At 32.3% G+C, this 16,756-nt stretch carries 14 protein-coding genes and 3 pseudogenes; 9 read left to right on the top strand and 8 right to left on the bottom strand.

Annotation, left to right across the window (positions count from 1 at the left end):
- Positions 1 to 481: 481 nt before the first annotated feature.
- From ACZ76X_RS26935 to ACZ76X_RS26925, 3 genes and pseudogenes are all read right to left on the bottom strand, one after another.
- Positions 482 to 1,366, bottom strand: a pseudogene (locus tag ACZ76X_RS26935) (Rpn family recombination-promoting nuclease/putative transposase).
- 255 nt (positions 1,367 to 1,621) lie between these two features.
- Positions 1,622 to 1,846, bottom strand: a complete 225-nt coding sequence (locus ACZ76X_RS26930) for a DUF2187 family protein (RefSeq protein ID WP_479852265.1) — start codon at positions 1,844 to 1,846, stop codon at positions 1,622 to 1,624.
- Positions 1,847 to 1,868: 22 nt separating this feature from the next.
- Positions 1,869 to 2,060, bottom strand: a pseudogene (locus ACZ76X_RS26925) (recombinase family protein); the annotation flags it as partial.
- 959 nt (positions 2,061 to 3,019) lie between these two features.
- On the opposite strand from ACZ76X_RS26925, the gene ACZ76X_RS26920 reads away from it, so the two are divergent.
- From ACZ76X_RS26920 to ACZ76X_RS26900, 5 genes and pseudogenes are all read left to right on the top strand, one after another.
- The gene (locus ACZ76X_RS26920; RefSeq protein ID WP_479852264.1) at positions 3,020 to 4,312 is read left to right on the top strand and encodes a radical SAM/SPASM domain-containing protein; all 1,293 of its coding nucleotides are present in this window, start codon (positions 3,020 to 3,022) and stop codon (positions 4,310 to 4,312) included.
- On the top strand, positions 4,309 to 5,229 hold the full coding sequence (locus ACZ76X_RS26915) for an ABC transporter ATP-binding protein (RefSeq protein ID WP_479852263.1): 921 nt from the start codon (positions 4,309 to 4,311) through the stop codon (positions 5,227 to 5,229). Before ACZ76X_RS26920 ends, ACZ76X_RS26915 begins: the two co-directional genes overlap by 4 nt.
- The gene (locus ACZ76X_RS26910) at positions 5,230 to 6,051 is read left to right on the top strand and encodes an ABC transporter permease (protein ID WP_479852262.1); all 822 of its coding nucleotides are present in this window, start codon (positions 5,230 to 5,232) and stop codon (positions 6,049 to 6,051) included.
- Between the two features lie 313 nt (positions 6,052 to 6,364).
- Positions 6,365 to 6,601, top strand: a pseudogene (locus tag ACZ76X_RS26905) (IS3-like element ISBt2 family transposase); the annotation flags it as partial.
- 371 nt (positions 6,602 to 6,972) lie between these two features.
- The gene (locus ACZ76X_RS26900; RefSeq protein ID WP_479852261.1) at positions 6,973 to 7,494 is read left to right on the top strand and encodes a C40 family peptidase; all 522 of its coding nucleotides are present in this window, start codon (positions 6,973 to 6,975) and stop codon (positions 7,492 to 7,494) included.
- A gap of 69 nt (positions 7,495 to 7,563) precedes the next feature.
- On the opposite strand, the gene ACZ76X_RS26895 is transcribed toward ACZ76X_RS26900, so the two are convergent.
- Positions 7,564 to 7,950 carry a hypothetical protein gene (locus ACZ76X_RS26895; protein ID WP_479852260.1) on the bottom strand — a complete coding sequence of 129 codons (387 nt, stop codon included), beginning with the start codon at positions 7,948 to 7,950 and terminating at the stop codon, positions 7,564 to 7,566.
- A 539-nt stretch (positions 7,951 to 8,489) separates the two neighbouring features.
- Between ACZ76X_RS26895 and ACZ76X_RS26890 the strand changes: the two genes are divergently transcribed.
- Positions 8,490 to 8,942 (top strand): SMI1/KNR4 family protein, encoded by a 453-nt coding sequence (locus ACZ76X_RS26890; RefSeq protein WP_479852259.1) that lies wholly within the window; start codon positions 8,490 to 8,492, stop codon positions 8,940 to 8,942.
- A gap of 54 nt (positions 8,943 to 8,996) precedes the next feature.
- Here the strand turns inward: ACZ76X_RS26890 and ACZ76X_RS26885 are convergent, their stop codons facing one another.
- The 4 genes from ACZ76X_RS26885 to ACZ76X_RS26870 form a co-directional block, all read right to left on the bottom strand.
- Complete coding sequence (locus ACZ76X_RS26885; RefSeq protein ID WP_479852258.1) at positions 8,997 to 9,143, bottom strand: hypothetical protein; 147 nt, start codon at positions 9,141 to 9,143, stop codon at positions 8,997 to 8,999.
- A 171-nt stretch (positions 9,144 to 9,314) separates the two neighbouring features.
- The gene (locus ACZ76X_RS26880) at positions 9,315 to 9,593 is read right to left on the bottom strand and encodes an ArsR/SmtB family transcription factor (protein WP_479852284.1); all 279 of its coding nucleotides are present in this window, start codon (positions 9,591 to 9,593) and stop codon (positions 9,315 to 9,317) included.
- Between the two features lie 547 nt (positions 9,594 to 10,140).
- A complete protein-coding gene (locus ACZ76X_RS26875) occupies positions 10,141 to 11,391 on the bottom strand; it encodes an MFS transporter (RefSeq protein ID WP_479852257.1) in 1,251 nt (416 codons plus the stop codon).
- Between the two features lie 27 nt (positions 11,392 to 11,418).
- A complete protein-coding gene (locus tag ACZ76X_RS26870; protein ID WP_479852256.1) occupies positions 11,419 to 12,012 on the bottom strand; it encodes an ArsR/SmtB family transcription factor in 594 nt (197 codons plus the stop codon).
- Positions 12,013 to 12,981: 969 nt separating this feature from the next.
- Between ACZ76X_RS26870 and ACZ76X_RS26865 the strand changes: the two genes are divergently transcribed.
- The 3 genes from ACZ76X_RS26865 to ACZ76X_RS26855 all read left to right on the top strand — a co-directional run bounded on the left by ACZ76X_RS26865 (position 12,982) and on the right by ACZ76X_RS26855 (position 16,750).
- Positions 12,982 to 14,211: an aminopeptidase gene (locus tag ACZ76X_RS26865; protein WP_479852255.1), complete on the top strand. Its 1,230-nt coding sequence runs from the start codon at positions 12,982 to 12,984 to the stop codon at positions 14,209 to 14,211.
- 141 nt (positions 14,212 to 14,352) lie between these two features.
- Positions 14,353 to 15,726 carry an alpha/beta hydrolase family protein gene (locus tag ACZ76X_RS26860; RefSeq protein ID WP_479852254.1) on the top strand — a complete coding sequence of 458 codons (1,374 nt, stop codon included), beginning with the start codon at positions 14,353 to 14,355 and terminating at the stop codon, positions 15,724 to 15,726.
- A gap of 439 nt (positions 15,727 to 16,165) precedes the next feature.
- Complete coding sequence (locus tag ACZ76X_RS26855) at positions 16,166 to 16,750, top strand: TetR/AcrR family transcriptional regulator (protein ID WP_479852253.1); 585 nt, start codon at positions 16,166 to 16,168, stop codon at positions 16,748 to 16,750.
- Positions 16,751 to 16,756: the final 6 nt, after the last annotated feature.

Genomic DNA, 16,756 nt, shown 5'->3' with positions numbered 1-16,756 from the left:
TTAGTAACAAAAGGTATTCATGAAGTATCTACTTTCTTGTCTAAAAAGTATCCATTTTCATGTCCTTGTACAAGTAAGAGGGGAGGTCTACTTCCCATCATCCAAGTGTTCGTTAAATTCACATTTAACGAATGATTGACAAAAGAAAAATAGGTCTACTATACCAACCTTAAATTAGCGTAATATTTACCACATGAAACTACTGTAAAGTAAGGATGATTATGTTAAAATTAGTAACTTTTATCAATGGTGCCAACTACTTTTGTTGTAACATAGGATAAACATAAAAAACTACAGGTTCTTAATCAATTACAGACCTGTAGTTTTTATGATTTATCTATTTTTTAACCTTTGTCCTTCTTTTTTGTAAAACGAAGTGAAAGTGGGAGTAGTTCCAATCTCTTCGAACATTAATTATACTCCCTGGTGGTAGGCCTTAAAAATAACATCTACAGTATTTGTAGATGTTATTTTTAAGTGTTTAGGCTTGTAAAATATTTCGTATTTCTTCTATACGTAAATTTGTAAACTTTGCAATATCTTCTATTGGCATTCCGTTTTTGTGCATACCACGAATAAGCTGTATTTTCCCTTTTTCTATGCCTTTTTCAATCCCTTTTTGTTCTGCATAAGCAAACTTTGCAGCCTCATCCATAAGAGCTTTCTCCCTTGCTTCATACGCTTGTCGGAAAGAAGAATCTTGACTCATACGTTCCCATTTATTCATGGCTTTTTGTAAAATCGGGTCTTGGTTCATCGCAATATCCTCCAATGTTTGGGTTAATTGTTCATCCTCATTCGCTGGAAGTAATAACAATCACCGAACCAACGAATCTTCCCAGGGGTTTATTTGTTCATTTCGCCACTGTTGCATAAGTTTTGGAATCTCCACAATATGAACTTCAATATCATCACTTAACTTTTTTTGTTGCTGTTGATTCCATAGGATTCCTGTTGTATGGAAAGCCTCGTATTCAGGAAACATATTAAAATTTAACAAATTGATCGTAATTGTTTTATGAAGAGAGCTATATGGCATTCCCTTTTGTAGTTGGGATGTATATAGCCTTCCCCAGTAATACAAACTTCTCTTAATCATGTCATGATTGTTATTCAGCTGTATTTCTACATTCACCTTTGTGCCTGTATCTAATGTAGCGGAAATATCTAAAATTGATAATTTATCCTCTTCATGTTCGCGATGCAAGTGTGGATCTTCCAGTTGTAACGAAACAATGGGTGATTCTAAAGAATCTTGCAATATCGCATTTAAAAAAGCAATGAGAATATCTTCATTTCCACTTGTACCAAATAATTGTTTAAAAGCAAAATCAATGCGTAAATTCACTAATTGTTGGTTGAACATGGGTTTTTCTTTCATTGTACATAAAAGAGTAATCCATATGCAAATAAGCTCTTATATCCGTGGACATAAGAGCTTATTTGCTACCATACATAATTAACAGATTAGTTGGCTTTCATAGAAATTGAAAGATTGCCTACTGTAAGGAAAGCTCACGTTTAGTGTACAAAATACGAACAAAAATGCCAATACATAAATGTATTCAAGACAGTATATGACATTTGAATAGTTGCTTCTAGATTTCTTTAAGAGCAATTTTCATGAAACTTTACTTTTTACTTGTTTACGGGCTATCTTATGATAACGCCCATGCTTTACTACCTGTCTATCATCAATTAACTCATCTTCCATCATATCTAAAACATCTACAACAATAGTATTCGTTAAAACTCTTACCACATATCTAGTTAGTTGCAAGGAAGGATTCTTACGATAAGGAAATTGAACGCAATCACCAATTTTTACTTTTGCTGTATGTTTCATATAACAACCTCCTAAATTATAATTAATCATTTAGGAGATTTTTATGTTTTATTTCTTCATACTGCTTAGCAAGTTTGTAAAACGAAGAACGTTTGATACCATATTTCTTCATGACTCCTACTGCTGTAATGCCACCAGACTTCCATTCTTTATAGGATTCAATAAATTCGGCTGTAATTTCTACTGGAGGACGTCCTAGCCGTTTACATTTTTTCTATAGATTCAGTGTAAGTTCTTTAAAGACTTGTAATTACTTAACCATTTCTTAATTTCTTTACAATTGTCAATTTAAAAGTAAGATTTCCATGTTTTGAACAAGATTTCAATTTGCCAGCTTAGTGAATACAAGACAAGGATATGTAGGAAAATACTATTTACAAAAGTATCCTGAAAATGCGATTGAGTTGGATACATTCATTAGAACTTATAAGTATGTAGCTTTGTTTTTAACAGCGTTAAGAAACTTTTCTTCACGGCATAATCACTACATTTTTATTTTTAACATATGTATGTGCTGATAATGTTTTACACCTTAAAAACTGTAAAATTTTTGTAATTTTTGAAAATATCTTTATCAAATGTAAATATAAAATCATAGATTATTTAGGAAAAAAATATATTTTATTAAAAATTTTTGGGTTTTAACGAAATACTCCTTGAATTATTATATTAAAGTGATTTTCAATATGTTAAATATGAGATAAAACCAATATCCCATGCATATTAAATGACCGGAATTAGTTTTCAAACAATTTCGTTATTTAACTGAAAAATATTTATAAAATTTACATATATTTACTTATAAGTGCTTTTAATGTATATTTTGGTTAAGAAAGGGGGGAAGGAAAATGAACAGTAATGAATTTTTAGCACTAGAAGAACTTTTAACAAGATCGTTAGTGGATACATTAAAACGTTGTGGAACGCGTAGAACAAAGCGTACAAGCTAACTAAAAATGATTTTCGGAAAAGGAGGGATAAAAATGAGTCATAATGAATTTTTATCATTGGAGGATCTTCTTTCAAAATCTTTAGTAGAGACATTAAGACGTTGTGGAACACGTAGAGCAAAGCGTACAACCTAAATACTTAATGAGGGCTAGGCTGTACGCCAAGCCCTTTTATTCTAATATTCTAATTTACATATTTAAATTCAATTATGGAGGGATAAAAATGTATCCATATGTATTAGGAGATGTCATAATACATTATTTTGGTGAAAAAGGGATAGCTGTAAATCAAAAAGACAATAATTATTATTATTTAAACAAAAATGAATTAATATTATTGGAGAAGTTTGACGGTACTAATTCTATTAATGATATTGTTCAAGAGATAGCAGAAGAAATTCAAATTCTTGATATCCAAAGAGTTCTTAGTACTATCTCTAATTTTATCAAATTTCAAAAAGAACGAAATTTAATTGGATTACATGAAATTCCATATTATATAGGTACACATTTTACTGGAAAAAAGGGTTATGAAATTCCTATGGAAATTTTATTAGAAATTACAAATCGATGTAATCTTAAATGTATCCATTGCTATAAAGAAGCTGGGTATGATAAACAAGATGATATAAATATAGAGAATCTATTAAAAAAATTAGAATTTTTTAAAGGGCATATACATTCCCTTCAAATAAGTGGCGGAGAACCAATGAGTCATCGTAAATTTTATGAAATTCTAGATTATTGTACAGAGAACTTCGAAACTTCAATAACTACAACAGCAACAATGATTAATAAGCATAATGCTCATAAATTTAATAATGTAAAAAATGTGCAAGTTTCTGTTTATGCAGCAACATCATTAGAACATGATAATATAACTTTAGTTCCTGGTTCATTTCATAGAACAGTCAGGGGATTACAAGAACTAGTTTCCAAAAATAATAACGTTACTATTTCGTCCATTATTACAATGGAAAACTATAAAAAAATAGAAGAACTTATTCAATTAGGAATAGAGATTGGTGTACAAGCTATAAAATTTGGAGAGTTTAGTAGATATGGTAGGGGAGTAAGTTTAGGGAAAGAGTGGGAACTAGAAAAAGAGATAGATGAGTATGTAACAAATCAAATTAAAAATCTGGGTGAAAAGTACAAAGAAGAGATTATAGTAGAAAATTATTATGATGATTTATTAGAAACAAAATTTGATTCCAACCACAAGGGTTTTTCATGCGGCGCAGGAAATTTATCTTGGACAATTAGTGAATTTGGAAATATAAAACCATGTGTTTTCTTACCAGAAGATAAATTTAAAACTGGGAATATATTTACAGATAACATGGATGTTTTATTTCAGAAAAATCATATTCGTAATTTACATACAACTATTGTGGAATGGGAACGTGACTTAAATAGGCAAAATATAAGTTCTAATCAAATCTGTCCAGTCATGAAAAATTATGAAGAGTTTTTTGATAATAAATTATGGAAAACGGATGGGGTAAAACAATGACATGTGTAGAAATAAGAAATATAAGCAAAATGTATAAGACAAAACATGAAAGCATACAAGCTGTAAATAATGTAAGTTTTTCATTAAAACAAGGTACAATTACATCCTTATTAGGTCCCAATGGATCTGGAAAAACAACTTTAATAAAGATGATATGTGGATTAATTATTCCTGATAAGGGTGAAATTCAAATTAAGGGGATTTCTGTTACTAAAGAAGTTAAAAAGGCTTGTGCTTCGTTAGGTTGTATTTTAGAAGGAGAGCGTAATATTTATTATTACCTAAGTGTTTATGACAACCTCTACTATTTTGGAACCTTAAATTTTATCCCTAAAAAAGAGTTACAATCAAGAATTAATCATGTTCTCCAATTATTGAATCTTAAAGATAAAAAGTATGAACTGGCATCTAATCTATCAAGAGGAATGCAACAAAAGCTTGCATTAGGAATAACGTTAATAAAAGATGCTGAAATTTTGTTATTGGATGAACCAACCTTAGGTTTAGATGTAACCTCTACTAATCACCTTTTAAATACATTAAAGAGGTTGGCTAAGGAGGGAAAAACAATTTTATTAACTACTCATCAATTAGATCTTTCTCAACGCATCAGTGATGATATTATCTTATTTAACAAGGGGAAGATTTTCCAACATACTTCAAAAGAAGCATTACTAAAGGAAGCAAATTCTGGTGACACTTGGGTAGAACTCTCTATTAATGTTACGAATGTTAAAGAACTGGATCTTATTTTTTCAAATATTCCACATGAACATATAGGTGAAAATAAATGGTCAATTCCAGTTAGACATTTACCTGCAGTGTTAAAAGAATTAGAGGGAAAAGGAATGGAATTATTAGATTTAAAGAAAAATGAAAAAAATTTAGAAGACGTTTTTTTAGAATGGGTGAAATAAATGAGACAATTTACTTATATTTTCCGAGCTGAATTTTGTAAATTTAAAGGAGAATTTAAAAAATATTACTTAGATTCCTTTGGTGATATTATCGCATATGTTGTTTTATTTTGTGGTATATTTTTTACGGTATTTAAAGACTATGAATGGTCTAACGAAGCATTTTTTCAATTAATTATGGGATTATTTGTTTGGTATATAGCCATCGGAGCCATTGCTAACTTCACTTTTATTCTACAAGAGGAAATGGAACTAGGTACTTTAGAACAAATTTATTTAACACGTTCACCAATCATGAAGATTTTAATAGGAAGAGCATTGGGGTCCTTTACATTCGACTTTTTGAGTGGGTTAATTCTATCTATTTGTACAGGATTTGCAATTTCAATTTTCACTAAAAATTATTCTTTTTCTGTTTTAAATCTTAATATTTCATGGATATCTTTATTTTTAACGATGGTACTTACTATGGTAGGGATTTATGGTTTTGCTTTTATTTTAGCGGGGATTTCCCTAGTTTATAAGAGGATTAGTGCTATTGTAGGTGTACTAAATAATATCTTTTTATTTTTTACAGGAATAACGATAGCTTCATCTTTTCCACCTATTTTAGAAGGGATTTCTAAAGTTTTACCGATTACATGGGGAATATTAAATTTAAAAGCTATTATACTAAACGGATATTCCTTTCATGAGTTGGTAACAAAACCACTATTTCTTTTTTTATGTTTAAATTCTTTTTTATATTTAGTAGTGGGGATTACAACTTTTAAATATTTAGAAGCTTACTGTAGAAGAAAAGGGACATTGGGGCATTATTAATGCATCAGTGTCTTTTTTTATGAAAGGTGAGTTAATTGATGCTGGACAGGTAGTAAAACATGGTTGTTAACATAAGGTAACTCGTAAACAAGTAGAAAATAGAATTTCATGAACATTGCTCTTAGAGAAATCTAGAAGCAACATTTGTCAATACAAAAAGAACTGAAGTCAAAACTGAAGTGAACCTGAATAGTGGTACATGAAAAAAACACCTCCTGAATTCGCATACTAAGTATGCAAATTCAATGGAGGTGTTTTTGATTTGAAAACAAGAGTTCATTACCCAGAAGAAGTAAAGTAGAAAGTGATTGAAATGAAAAAGGATGGGTATTCCAATTGTACCATTATGTAGAAGCTTGGAATTAAAAATGTTTCCCGAATTAAGACATGGATGAAATGGTATCGCACCGGTCAAACGTACCGTTTTCAACAACCTGTAGGAAAACAATGCGTTTATGGAAAAGGGCTAAACGAGCTTAGTGAATTAGAAAAGCTACGATTAGAAAATAAACATTTAAAAATAAAATTACATATTATTGGGCCAATGAATCTGTATCACTAGCATCAATAGAATTAATGTTTTATCTTAAAGATAATAAGGAGAAATATAATATAAATAAGGGAATGTACTTAACGTACTTATTTTCTATCATTATATAAAGGAGTTGTTTTTATTTCTCAATTAATATCTGAATGTTTTAATAATACATTTTTATACTTTTATTGTATGATTTATCATTATAAGTACGATATTTATCTAATTTAAACAAGTATAGGAGAATGAAGCATTAATAAATATACAAAATATGAGAAATATGTAGAATGCTGTCTGATTATCTATGTTTTATTCTCCTTATATTCCAATTAATCTATTAGGTGAGAAGTATAAATTCTTACAAAAGATTATAGGAGGAGAAATTTATGAAGAAACTTATTATTGGCTCATTAACGTTAGGTGTTATGCTAGGATCGGGTGGTAGTCTTGCTTCTGCAGATGAAATTGGTAGTGTTTCTCAAAAGGAAAATACAATACAATCTATAGCAGCTTCTACTACTAAATCAATAACTGCGAGCCAATTTAATAAAGTCTATGCAGAAATGAAAAAACATGAAGGTAAACCATATAAATATGGCGGAAATAGTCCTAAAACTGGATTTGATTGTTCGGGATTAATGCAATGGGGATATGGAACACAGGGGATTAAACTACCACGTACAGCACAAGATCAATATAACAAAACTACACGTATTGATAGAAAGGCACTTCAACCAGGAGATTTAGTTTTCTTTAAAGGTACAGTTCCAGGAAAATCAGGTATTACTCACGTTGGTATGTATATTGGTAATAATAAGTTTTATAATGCAAGTAATTCCGGAGTAGGTGAAGCTAGCTTAAATAGTACATATTGGAGTAAATATATTGCAGGATATGGTCGAGTTTAATAAAATATGTATTATAAGGTTCCAGAAAAAGAACTGAAGTCAAAATTGACTTCAGTTCTTTTGGATTAATTAATGTCCTCGAACAACAAAAGTACTAACCACTCGGCCATTGTAAGTTACCTCATATTTATTACCCTCTGTGATTGGCATAGAGAAAACAACTGGAGAAGATAAACCCTTTGTAGTAACATTTGTCATACCAATAACGTTATTAAATTCATATTGTTTAATAGTATACGTTACTCCTTTATCTCCTACCATAGAAAAAGAACCTGTCATATAAGCTGGTACATCAGTTCCATTTCCATAATCTTTACCAGCAACTGTAACCTTTTGAATCTTTGCATCATGAATTGCAGCTTCTGCTTTTGTTAAACTTAATTCTGGAAAAGACAAAGTTGTTATACCTAAAGTTCCCAAAACAATAGTACTAGATAAAATGATTTTTTTGAACATTGTAAATCCTCCTAATATTGGTATTTTACTTACGTTTAAACATTAACATATTCTGTTAAAATATTACATATTTATAATTTGATAAATAAATATCTAATTATTCAAATTACTATAAAATGTTATTGCATGATAAATGAAAAAAGCACCCAAAAATATTTATATTTTTTGAGTACATTCAATTTAAGTTTAAAAAATCTATAGCAAAAACTTATACAAAGTGGAAGAATGGAGAAATTCAGGTGAAAGTAGCCGCCTCCCTAGAATATACACTGATAAAAAAAGAGGGGATGAAATAGTACGAAAAAGACATTTATCAAGGTTAGGGGTTTTTCTTTACTAGCTGGTAGTCTGTTTGCTTCATCTTCATATGTATCCAATCAGGCATATGAAGATATGAAATGGGAATGGCCAACAACAAGTACAAGGATTACAGACCCTTATGGTTCTACAAATGGTCGTTGGGACAAAGGTATTGATATTGGTGTAAAGCAAAAGTACGTGTATGCGAGCACGAGAATATTTAGAAGGGAAATAAAAAGGTGAATGACAAGATTATTTCAATCATTACCACATATGAAAAAGATGGCGATTTTATGGGAGGGGTAAATGAAGGTACAATTCGAGAGACAGCACAAATGCTAAACATTAAATTCCCAAATAGTTATCATTGGTTTTTAAAACAGTATGGTATCGGCGGACTGGATGGTATGGATATTCATGGTTGTGAGACAACAGCTGCGGATTCTTCCGTTGTTTACCACACCAAGCTATATAGAGAAACATATAACCTTCCTGAACAATACATTGTTTTAAATGATATCGATGGTACTGTGACATGTTTAGATACCAATCAAATGAAAGATGGCGAGAGTCCTGTTGTCTTTTGGAGTCGTTTTTCAAAGGAACTGTATGCCATTACTTATGAAAACTTCAGCGACTATCTATTAGATTGTTTACAAGAATCTGTAGATAATTTGTATGATGAGGATTAATTGATATAGAAGACTAAGAATTATACTTTATGTAATAAAATATATTTATAGGCCTCATATGATTTTATTGTTTTGATTTACAAAGAAAAAGTCGATTACCTCTAAACCTAGAGGTAACGGCTTTTTTTCTATGAAAATTTGTTTAGTGTACGAAATTCGCGTTTTGTTAGCTTGATAGCGATGTGGTGTGACTCCAATCAAGAAATCTTCCTCCTACTAAATTGAAGTCCGTTGCGTGATCTATGAGTAATGCACAAAAGAAAAGATTCAACTTACAATAATATAAAAGCCCACCTATTTCCGGAGGTAGGCTACAAATGATTTTGGACAATTAAGTTATAGTAAAAACATTTGTATCGAAAGTAATTAAAATTAACTTTGTAACCCTAATATCTTAATAATCTCAATGGTTTTATTATCATTTATTTTAAAATGATGTCTTTTCCCTATACGTTCACTAATTACAATATTTCCAGAGGCTAATTTACGCAAATGTTGTGCAATCAAATCTTCTGTAATTCTTGTTTGCTTACTTAAATCAGAAACTGACAACGATCCATATGTAATCAAGTTACAAACAATTGATAATCGAGTAGAATTCCCTAATAATCCTAAAACTTTTATATTTTCTGTATAGAAATTAAAATCCATATGAAAAGCATGTAACAGATCTTCCAACCTCCTAAAATAAGATGAATAACACCCAAAATATCTTAACATAAAAACAGTAAAAAATACCCTAAAATATACCAATTATTCATTGAGAAAAATAATACTTGAATGGGAGTTCAATACATATTATTAAAATTAAAGTGGTTCAGGTTGGAGAAAGACACCTTTGGGTGTACCCATAATAGACAAAACGATATTTATAATCCTTAATAAACCACATATTGAAATTAGAGTAAGTCTATGACCTATTTTTAAACGTATCTCGGCTGTATCTCATACCCATCAATTTAAGAATTCAGAACTACCCCAAAACGAAAAAAAGCGTTTTTGTTTCAAATTAACAAAAAATTTCGTCCTGGGGTACTATAAAACTTTAGGTAGTTAGCGATAGGGTACCGCCACATCCCTATATGTCCATCAAGCTAATATTTTGAAGTATCCCCAAAACGAAAATTTTATTAATCACTTTATTCCACCTGCTAAAGCTGAACCAACATTTAATTTCTAGAAAGAATGCACGGTTTGGTTAATTTGTATTACGTACAATTTTATCTTTTGTTATAAAAAGAACGGATAAGATAGATATGAGTAAGCCACAACATAGTAGAATGTTAGATATAGAAGTGCCAAATGTTAAGCATATAGATACAAAAGCATAAGATAGCGGAACTAAACCGTTCGAAGAGGCATTTACGAAACTCATAACTCTCCCTAGCTTATCGGTTTCACAGTTTTCTTGAATAATAGACACCAGTGGTACATTAATCATAGAAGACATGAAACCCATCATCACAAGTAAAAGGATTCCTTGCCATAAAACATACATTTGACCAAGGAGAGAAAGAAAAATACCGAGAAAAGAAATAAGTATTAGAATAGAAAGACCTCTATTTTTTCTAATATTTAAAAGCCCAATCAATAAAGCGCCCCCTAGCATTCCTCCCTGATAGGAACTTTGTAAAAAACTTACCTCAATTGCCTTTCCATGTAGTACTTCGCTCGCCAATAATGGAATTCCCATAAGTAGAGGGCCAAAGAAGAGGATGTTTATTGTCATTAAAATAAAAAGTATAGATTTTAAAAAAGGCATATTCCATACATACTGAAAACCTTCTAATAGCTCTTGTTTGGTAGATACTTGCTTAGAAGGCGGTGAAGAATTTTTTTCTTTAATACATAACGTGAAAACGGATGTAATTAATAAAAAGCAAGCAACGAAGAGAAATAAAACCGAGAAAGAACTGACTGTGATAATCCAACCACCTATCATTGGACCGGCAAACATTGCAACCTGATTGGAAGTTTGAATAAACGAATTAGATCGAGTTAGCATCTCTTTTGGGACTAAAAGTGGAAGAAGAGACTGATTCGCTGGTGAAAAGAAAGCGTCTAGAATTCCAAATAATAGTGCGAAAAACAGTAACGACCATAAATTTAATAGATGTAAATGTAATAAAGTAATCATTAGCAAAACCAGTAAAAAACGTGTGAAGCTAGAGAACAACATAATTTTTGAACGTTTAAAGCGATCTGCCCATACACCTCCAACAGTCATAAGGAGCACTCGCGGGATTAGAGTTACCATCATGACAATCCCAAGTGCTGATTCCTGACCTAGAGATTGAATAACATACCATTGCTCTGCAAATAGATAGGTTGAAAGAGCAAGAAAAGAAGAGGTACTAGCTAACCAAAGAAATAGGAATGCTCGATTTTTAAATAATGATATACTTGTATACTTAGGTTGAACTTGTTGTGATATAAAAGGCTCACTCAAAGAATATTCCTCCCCACAAATAATGAATTATAAGTCTTCGTTAAAGAGTAGTTGATCAATTTCAAAACCTGTGATTGCAACATAAAAGTTTTTATTAGTATCAGTTAATGTGGAAGCTTCTAAAGTTTCTTTTACAAGGCTTCTGTACTGATTTAAAAACTTCATAAATTGTTCTTCAGTTAATGAGAATTCTGTTTGCATCGAGATACTTGGCCAATCTTCAATATGTGAAGATGTTAAATCGAATGAGGTATCTGGAGCAGTTAATACCCTTGTTTGCGCACGATGTAATACTTCTAAAAAGGATTGTCTTGTTGCCTGTTGCGATTCAATATAGTGAAGTAAGTGATTAGCAGGAATAAAGCCACGAGAAACAGCCTGATAGTACTTTAAAATATTTCCTCCCTGTTCTTCTTTTTTTACTAATTGAATGATGTTGTGTTTTTCTAGTTCGCGGAGATGATAGAGTATTTTTGCACGAGAAAGATTTAAAAGCTGGGCAAGTTGATGGCCTGTATAGGGCTTTTCGACTAAGTATATAAGCATTTTTGTACGCAATGGATCACTTATTACTTTTAGTTGTTCGTATGTTTCAATAATGGAAATCGCTTTTTGTTTCATTTTGCACCATCCTTTTTTTAACCAGTTAAATTTATTTAACTCGATTGTATTACAATTCTGAATAAAAAGAAAGTTAATTTAGAAATTTCTAATCAATTAATAATGATGTTAAAAGTTTAAACCTACATAAATGGGACTGCTCTTCTTGTAGGGGGAGCACCACATATTCATCAACTTAAAAATTTTATAATACCCAAAGCAAAAAAATGTACAAGTTTATACGAAATTGTACATTTTTTGTTTTTTAGGCACTTCAAGATGTTAGCTTGATGGGCATGGGGTACCGCCCACATTTTAAGCAAATTATATGCTAAGCAAATTCTGAAACAAAAAAGCTGATTTTTATCCAATTAAGAAAGAGTACATCGGCTCGTTAATATTTAGCAGTAATTCCATATCCATGTGTGCTTGGACTACCCCCACATCATTTAGAAGTGGGAGATAGCCTTATCGCTCCCTCATATAGAATCCAACTTCACTTAGTTTTCTACCAATAATTTGAAAAAATAAGTTTATCGGCTTGATAATTAAATTTAAATGATTTATATTTGTATTAAATGATAGAAAAATCTATCAAAAATAACTTTATACAGAGAAAGGTGTGATTGAAATTGTTAAACTCCAAATTGCTGGAAAGCCTTTAGGTGCAGCAGCATTGAAAAGATTGGGAAGAAATGAGTGAGCTTATACAATAAAGAACGCTATAAATTTAAGTAGTGCTTGAAACCCTTGAATTGGATTATTTGGTAAAAACATCGAAACTCATTGAAATATTTTCTCGTCTAGTAACTAAATTAATTTTAAGAGATAACTAATGAATTGAAAAAATCCATTAGTTGTTATCGTGTCTTGATGAAAAACGTAAAAATAGACAAGAGAAAATCCTGAAAAACCTATTCACAAAGTATGGTATGAAGGCAAGCTAGTAAGGGGAATTCAAAATTATTGGATAAAAGCGAGGTAAATAATATGACTTTTGAAGAAAAATTACAAGCATATGCAGAACTTACGGTGAAAATTGGTGTCAATATTCAACCAGGGCAATATTTATTAGTCAATACATCAGTGGATGCATTGGATTTCGTCCGTTTGGTTGTAAAAGAGGCCTATAAGGCTGGGGCAGGTCGTGTTCATGTTAATTTTTCGGATGAGAAAATAGATCGTGCTTACTTTGATCATGCCTCAGATGAAGAATTTAATCGTTTCCCAGAATGGATAGTCAAAATGAATGATGAGCTAATCGAACGTAAAGGCGCACTATTAATAATAGATGCTACAGACCCTGATAAATTTGCAGGTATTTCAGCTGATCGTCTAGCTACCTATCAAAAGGTATCAGGAGCTGCTCTAGAAAACAATCGCAACGCCGTAATGAAGGATTTAATAGCTTGGTCGATGGTAGCAGTTCCTTCATCAAAGTGGGCATCCAAGGTGTTCCCGAATTTAGCAGCTGAGGAGCAAGTACCAGCATTATGGGAGGCTATTTTTAAAGTTGTTCGTATCGGTGAAGGCAATGCTGTTGAAAAATGGCGTGAACATGTAGCAAATTTAGAATCTCGTGCGGTCCTACTGAACAATAAAAAATATGCGAAGCTTCACTATACAGCACTAGGTACTGATTTAACAATTGCATTAGCACCAGAGCATAAATGGATTACTGGAGGTGGTAAAACCCCAGATGATACTATCTTTATGGCTAATATGCCGACGGAAGAGGTTTATACGTTACCGATGAAACAAGGTGTAAATGGCTATGTAAGCAATACAAAACCATTAGTTTACCAAGGGAATATTATCGACGGCTTTAAACTGACATTTGAAGAAGGAAAAATTATTAAAACTGAAGCACAGAGAGGACATGATTTATTACAGGAGCTTATTAATGTAGATGAAGGCGCTTGCTATTTAGGTGAGATAGCACTTGTACCACATGAATCGCCAATTTCAGCATCGGGGATTTTATATTTTAATACATTGTTTGATGAAAATGCATCGAACCATTTAGCGATTGGTAAAGCTTATCCAACTTGCTTAGAGGATGGAAGGGATTTAGAAAACGATCAACTCAAAACGTTAGGTGCAAATATTTCAGTAATACATGAGGACTTTATGATTGGTAGCAGTGAGATGGACATCGATGGTATTTTACCAGATGGAACTGTAGAGCCAATTTTCCGTAAAGGTAGCTGGGCGTTTTAAGTTTTTTATTTTAAGAAAGGCGTATATGAAACGATTATTATGCATAATTGGTGCAACTATATAGGTGCTTCATATGTTTTTGCTCAGATTGAAAATTACCTCTTTAATTAGAAGTAAAATGCATTCAAAGGAGATAGGCCAATGAATTTCTGGGAAGTCGTTTTGATAGTTGTGAATTTTAGTCTATTGAGTTGGATACTGTTAGTAGGCAGAGAAACGAAAAAGTGGTCTAAATTAGCTACTTTGGTTGCTATTGTAATGGTTACAGTTCAGCTATTGGTAGAAGGTTTTAGATGGCAGATGATTCCGGCATATGCATCCCCAGTAATCTTGATTTTATGCTATTTATTAGCTGGGCGGAAAAAGGGCTTTAGAAGCCGGGGTACATTCATAGTTAAAACTTTGTTGTTGTGCATTTATTTGTCTGTAGCAGTTGCGCTACCCTTACTTATGCCAGTATTTTCATTTGAAGAACCAACTGGCCCACATAGGGTCGGTACGAAGCTATATCATTGGGTTGATCATCAAAGAAATGAACCATATTCGCAAAATCCAACTGATCGACGCGAACTGATGGTGCAAATTTGGTATCCTGCAGCTGAAAAAAGCAAGGGGTACCAAGAACCTTATATTCGTAACATAAATGAGCTCTCCAAGGGATTGGAAAAAACATTGTCCATTCCTGCATTTGCATTCAGCCACTTGGAATTGGTAAAATCTCATTCGTTTATGGATTTACAACTCTCAGACTCAGAAAATCATTATCCCATATTAATTTTCTCTCATGGTTTTAATGGTTTTCGTAATCAAAACACGTTTGAAGTTGAGGAGTTGGCTAGTCAAGGCTATATTGTTCTAAGTATCGATCATACTTTTGATACTGCAGCTACCGTCTTTCCAGATGGTCGAGTTGCTTATGTACAGCCCTTCAATTTAACTGATGACGCAGGGGATAGCCACATAAAATTATGGGAGGAAGATGTCACCTTTGTGCTTAATCAGATAGAGAAACTTAACCAAAACGATGAGACCGGCTTCTTTACAGGAAGGCTTGATACCTCACGAATTGGAATGTTTGGGCACTCTTACGGTGGAGCTACCGCAGCACAAATACTTGCAAAAGATTCTCGTGTTAAAGCAGCTATCAATATGGATGGTGCTTTGTATGGGGAAATTTTACCTGAAAGTGGGATTGGAAAACCATTTCTGCTCATGAGTGCAGTAGAGCCTGATGAAGCAGATCCCGATAAAGTGATGGAACGATATGGGCGTGGTTTAGCTGGCGGTGGTATGTCAATGGTCATTCCTCATACAGATCATACAAGCTTCACTGATTTACATTTGTTCTCCCCACTGTTACAGAGCCCAGGTGAAAATCCAAAGGAAGTTCATCGCATTATAAATGAATTCAGCCTGGCATTTTTTGACCACTATGTAAAACAGAAGGATGACGGCTCAACCCTTAAAAGGCTGATGACCAAATACCCGGAAGTGAATTTTAAAGTGAACCGATAACTTTATGCAGAAATTACCTTCATTATAAAAGTAGAAAAATTACTGTAACTGTTAATCCTTCATGAAAAAATGCTAAAAAAATTAGCAAGAAGGATAACCATATTAGTGAAAAAATTAAAATATCACTAGGGAACATCGTGAAAAATAGCTTATAAAACCCAGCTAATGTGATCATTTTCTCTACTAAGAAAGCGACTCGTACCATTTCCTTTAGCTTTTGTATGTATTACATAAAAAAATTAATTTCTTCATCGTCATCTACACAATAAAATGCTAAAAATGAAACATTCAAGTACTATCAGTTTCAGTAATATAATTCTTTTGGAAAGCTACATTCAGCAGCTGGACACTTTGTTTGGGATTGTTTATCATAATATCAAATGATATATTTATCTATCAAAAAATGAAGACTTTATATAGAAAAAGGGAGAGATTGACGATGAAGAAAGACTTATCAACGTTAAAGGAAGCGAGATTTAATGCAATTCTTGATTCGACTACTATATTGCTTGTTGAAAATCCTACTGCTTCGATGAATGAAATTGCGGAATATGCGGGAATTGGCATTGCTACACTCCATCGCTACGTGGAAAGCAGAGAGAAATTGATGTTGTTCTTGGGCCATCGGGCTATACAACTGGTAAGTGATACCGTAAACCAGATCCCACTGGATGAGGAAAGAAGCGAAAACTATATTCCAGAACTCATTGAAGCATTAATCCCTTTAGGTGACAAAATCTATTTTCTAGGTCATGATGCATCTGTATTTAACAACAAAGAATTAGGTGAAGCTGAAGAGAAGCTGAGGGAACCTATACGACGCGTTATTGAGTTGTTACAACAAAGAGGTTACTTTCAGCAAACGGTTAGCAGCGAATGGATTTTGAATACGCTTTATGCCCTAGTTTTCCATACCTGGGAACAGGTACATGAAGGAAATGTGGCTAAAAAATCTGCTGCAGAGCTTGTTTTAAATACATTTTATTATGGTTTCAAATCTAAGGATGGGTTAAGAAGGGAGTGAACTGAT

The sequence above is a fragment of the Bacillus sp. BC05(2025) genome, from assembly GCF_056725905.1.
The sequence above is the reverse complement of the archived record's forward strand: the minus strand, read 5'-3'. Positions and strand labels throughout refer to the sequence as shown.

Coding starts and splice junctions, on each gene's coding strand:
- ACZ76X_RS26855 (WP_479852253.1), top strand. CDS start 16,166: ATGAAGAAAGACTTATCAACGTTAAAGGAAGCGAGATTTAATGCAATT.
- ACZ76X_RS26920 (WP_479852264.1), top strand. CDS start 3,020: ATGTATCCATATGTATTAGGAGATGTCATAATACATTATTTTGGTGAA.
- ACZ76X_RS26870 (WP_479852256.1), bottom strand. CDS start 12,012: ATGAAACAAAAAGCGATTTCCATTATTGAAACATACGAACAACTAAAA.
- ACZ76X_RS26915 (WP_479852263.1), top strand. CDS start 4,309: ATGACATGTGTAGAAATAAGAAATATAAGCAAAATGTATAAGACAAAA.
- ACZ76X_RS26910 (WP_479852262.1), top strand. CDS start 5,230: ATGAGACAATTTACTTATATTTTCCGAGCTGAATTTTGTAAATTTAAA.
- ACZ76X_RS26895 (WP_479852260.1), bottom strand. CDS start 7,950: ATGTTCAAAAAAATCATTTTATCTAGTACTATTGTTTTGGGAACTTTA.
- ACZ76X_RS26930 (WP_479852265.1), bottom strand. CDS start 1,846: ATGAAACATACAGCAAAAGTAAAAATTGGTGATTGCGTTCAATTTCCT.
- ACZ76X_RS26880 (WP_479852284.1), bottom strand. CDS start 9,593: ATGGATTTTAATTTCTATACAGAAAATATAAAAGTTTTAGGATTATTA.
- ACZ76X_RS26900 (WP_479852261.1), top strand. CDS start 6,973: ATGAAGAAACTTATTATTGGCTCATTAACGTTAGGTGTTATGCTAGGA.
- ACZ76X_RS26860 (WP_479852254.1), top strand. CDS start 14,353: ATGAATTTCTGGGAAGTCGTTTTGATAGTTGTGAATTTTAGTCTATTG.
- ACZ76X_RS26865 (WP_479852255.1), top strand. CDS start 12,982: ATGACTTTTGAAGAAAAATTACAAGCATATGCAGAACTTACGGTGAAA.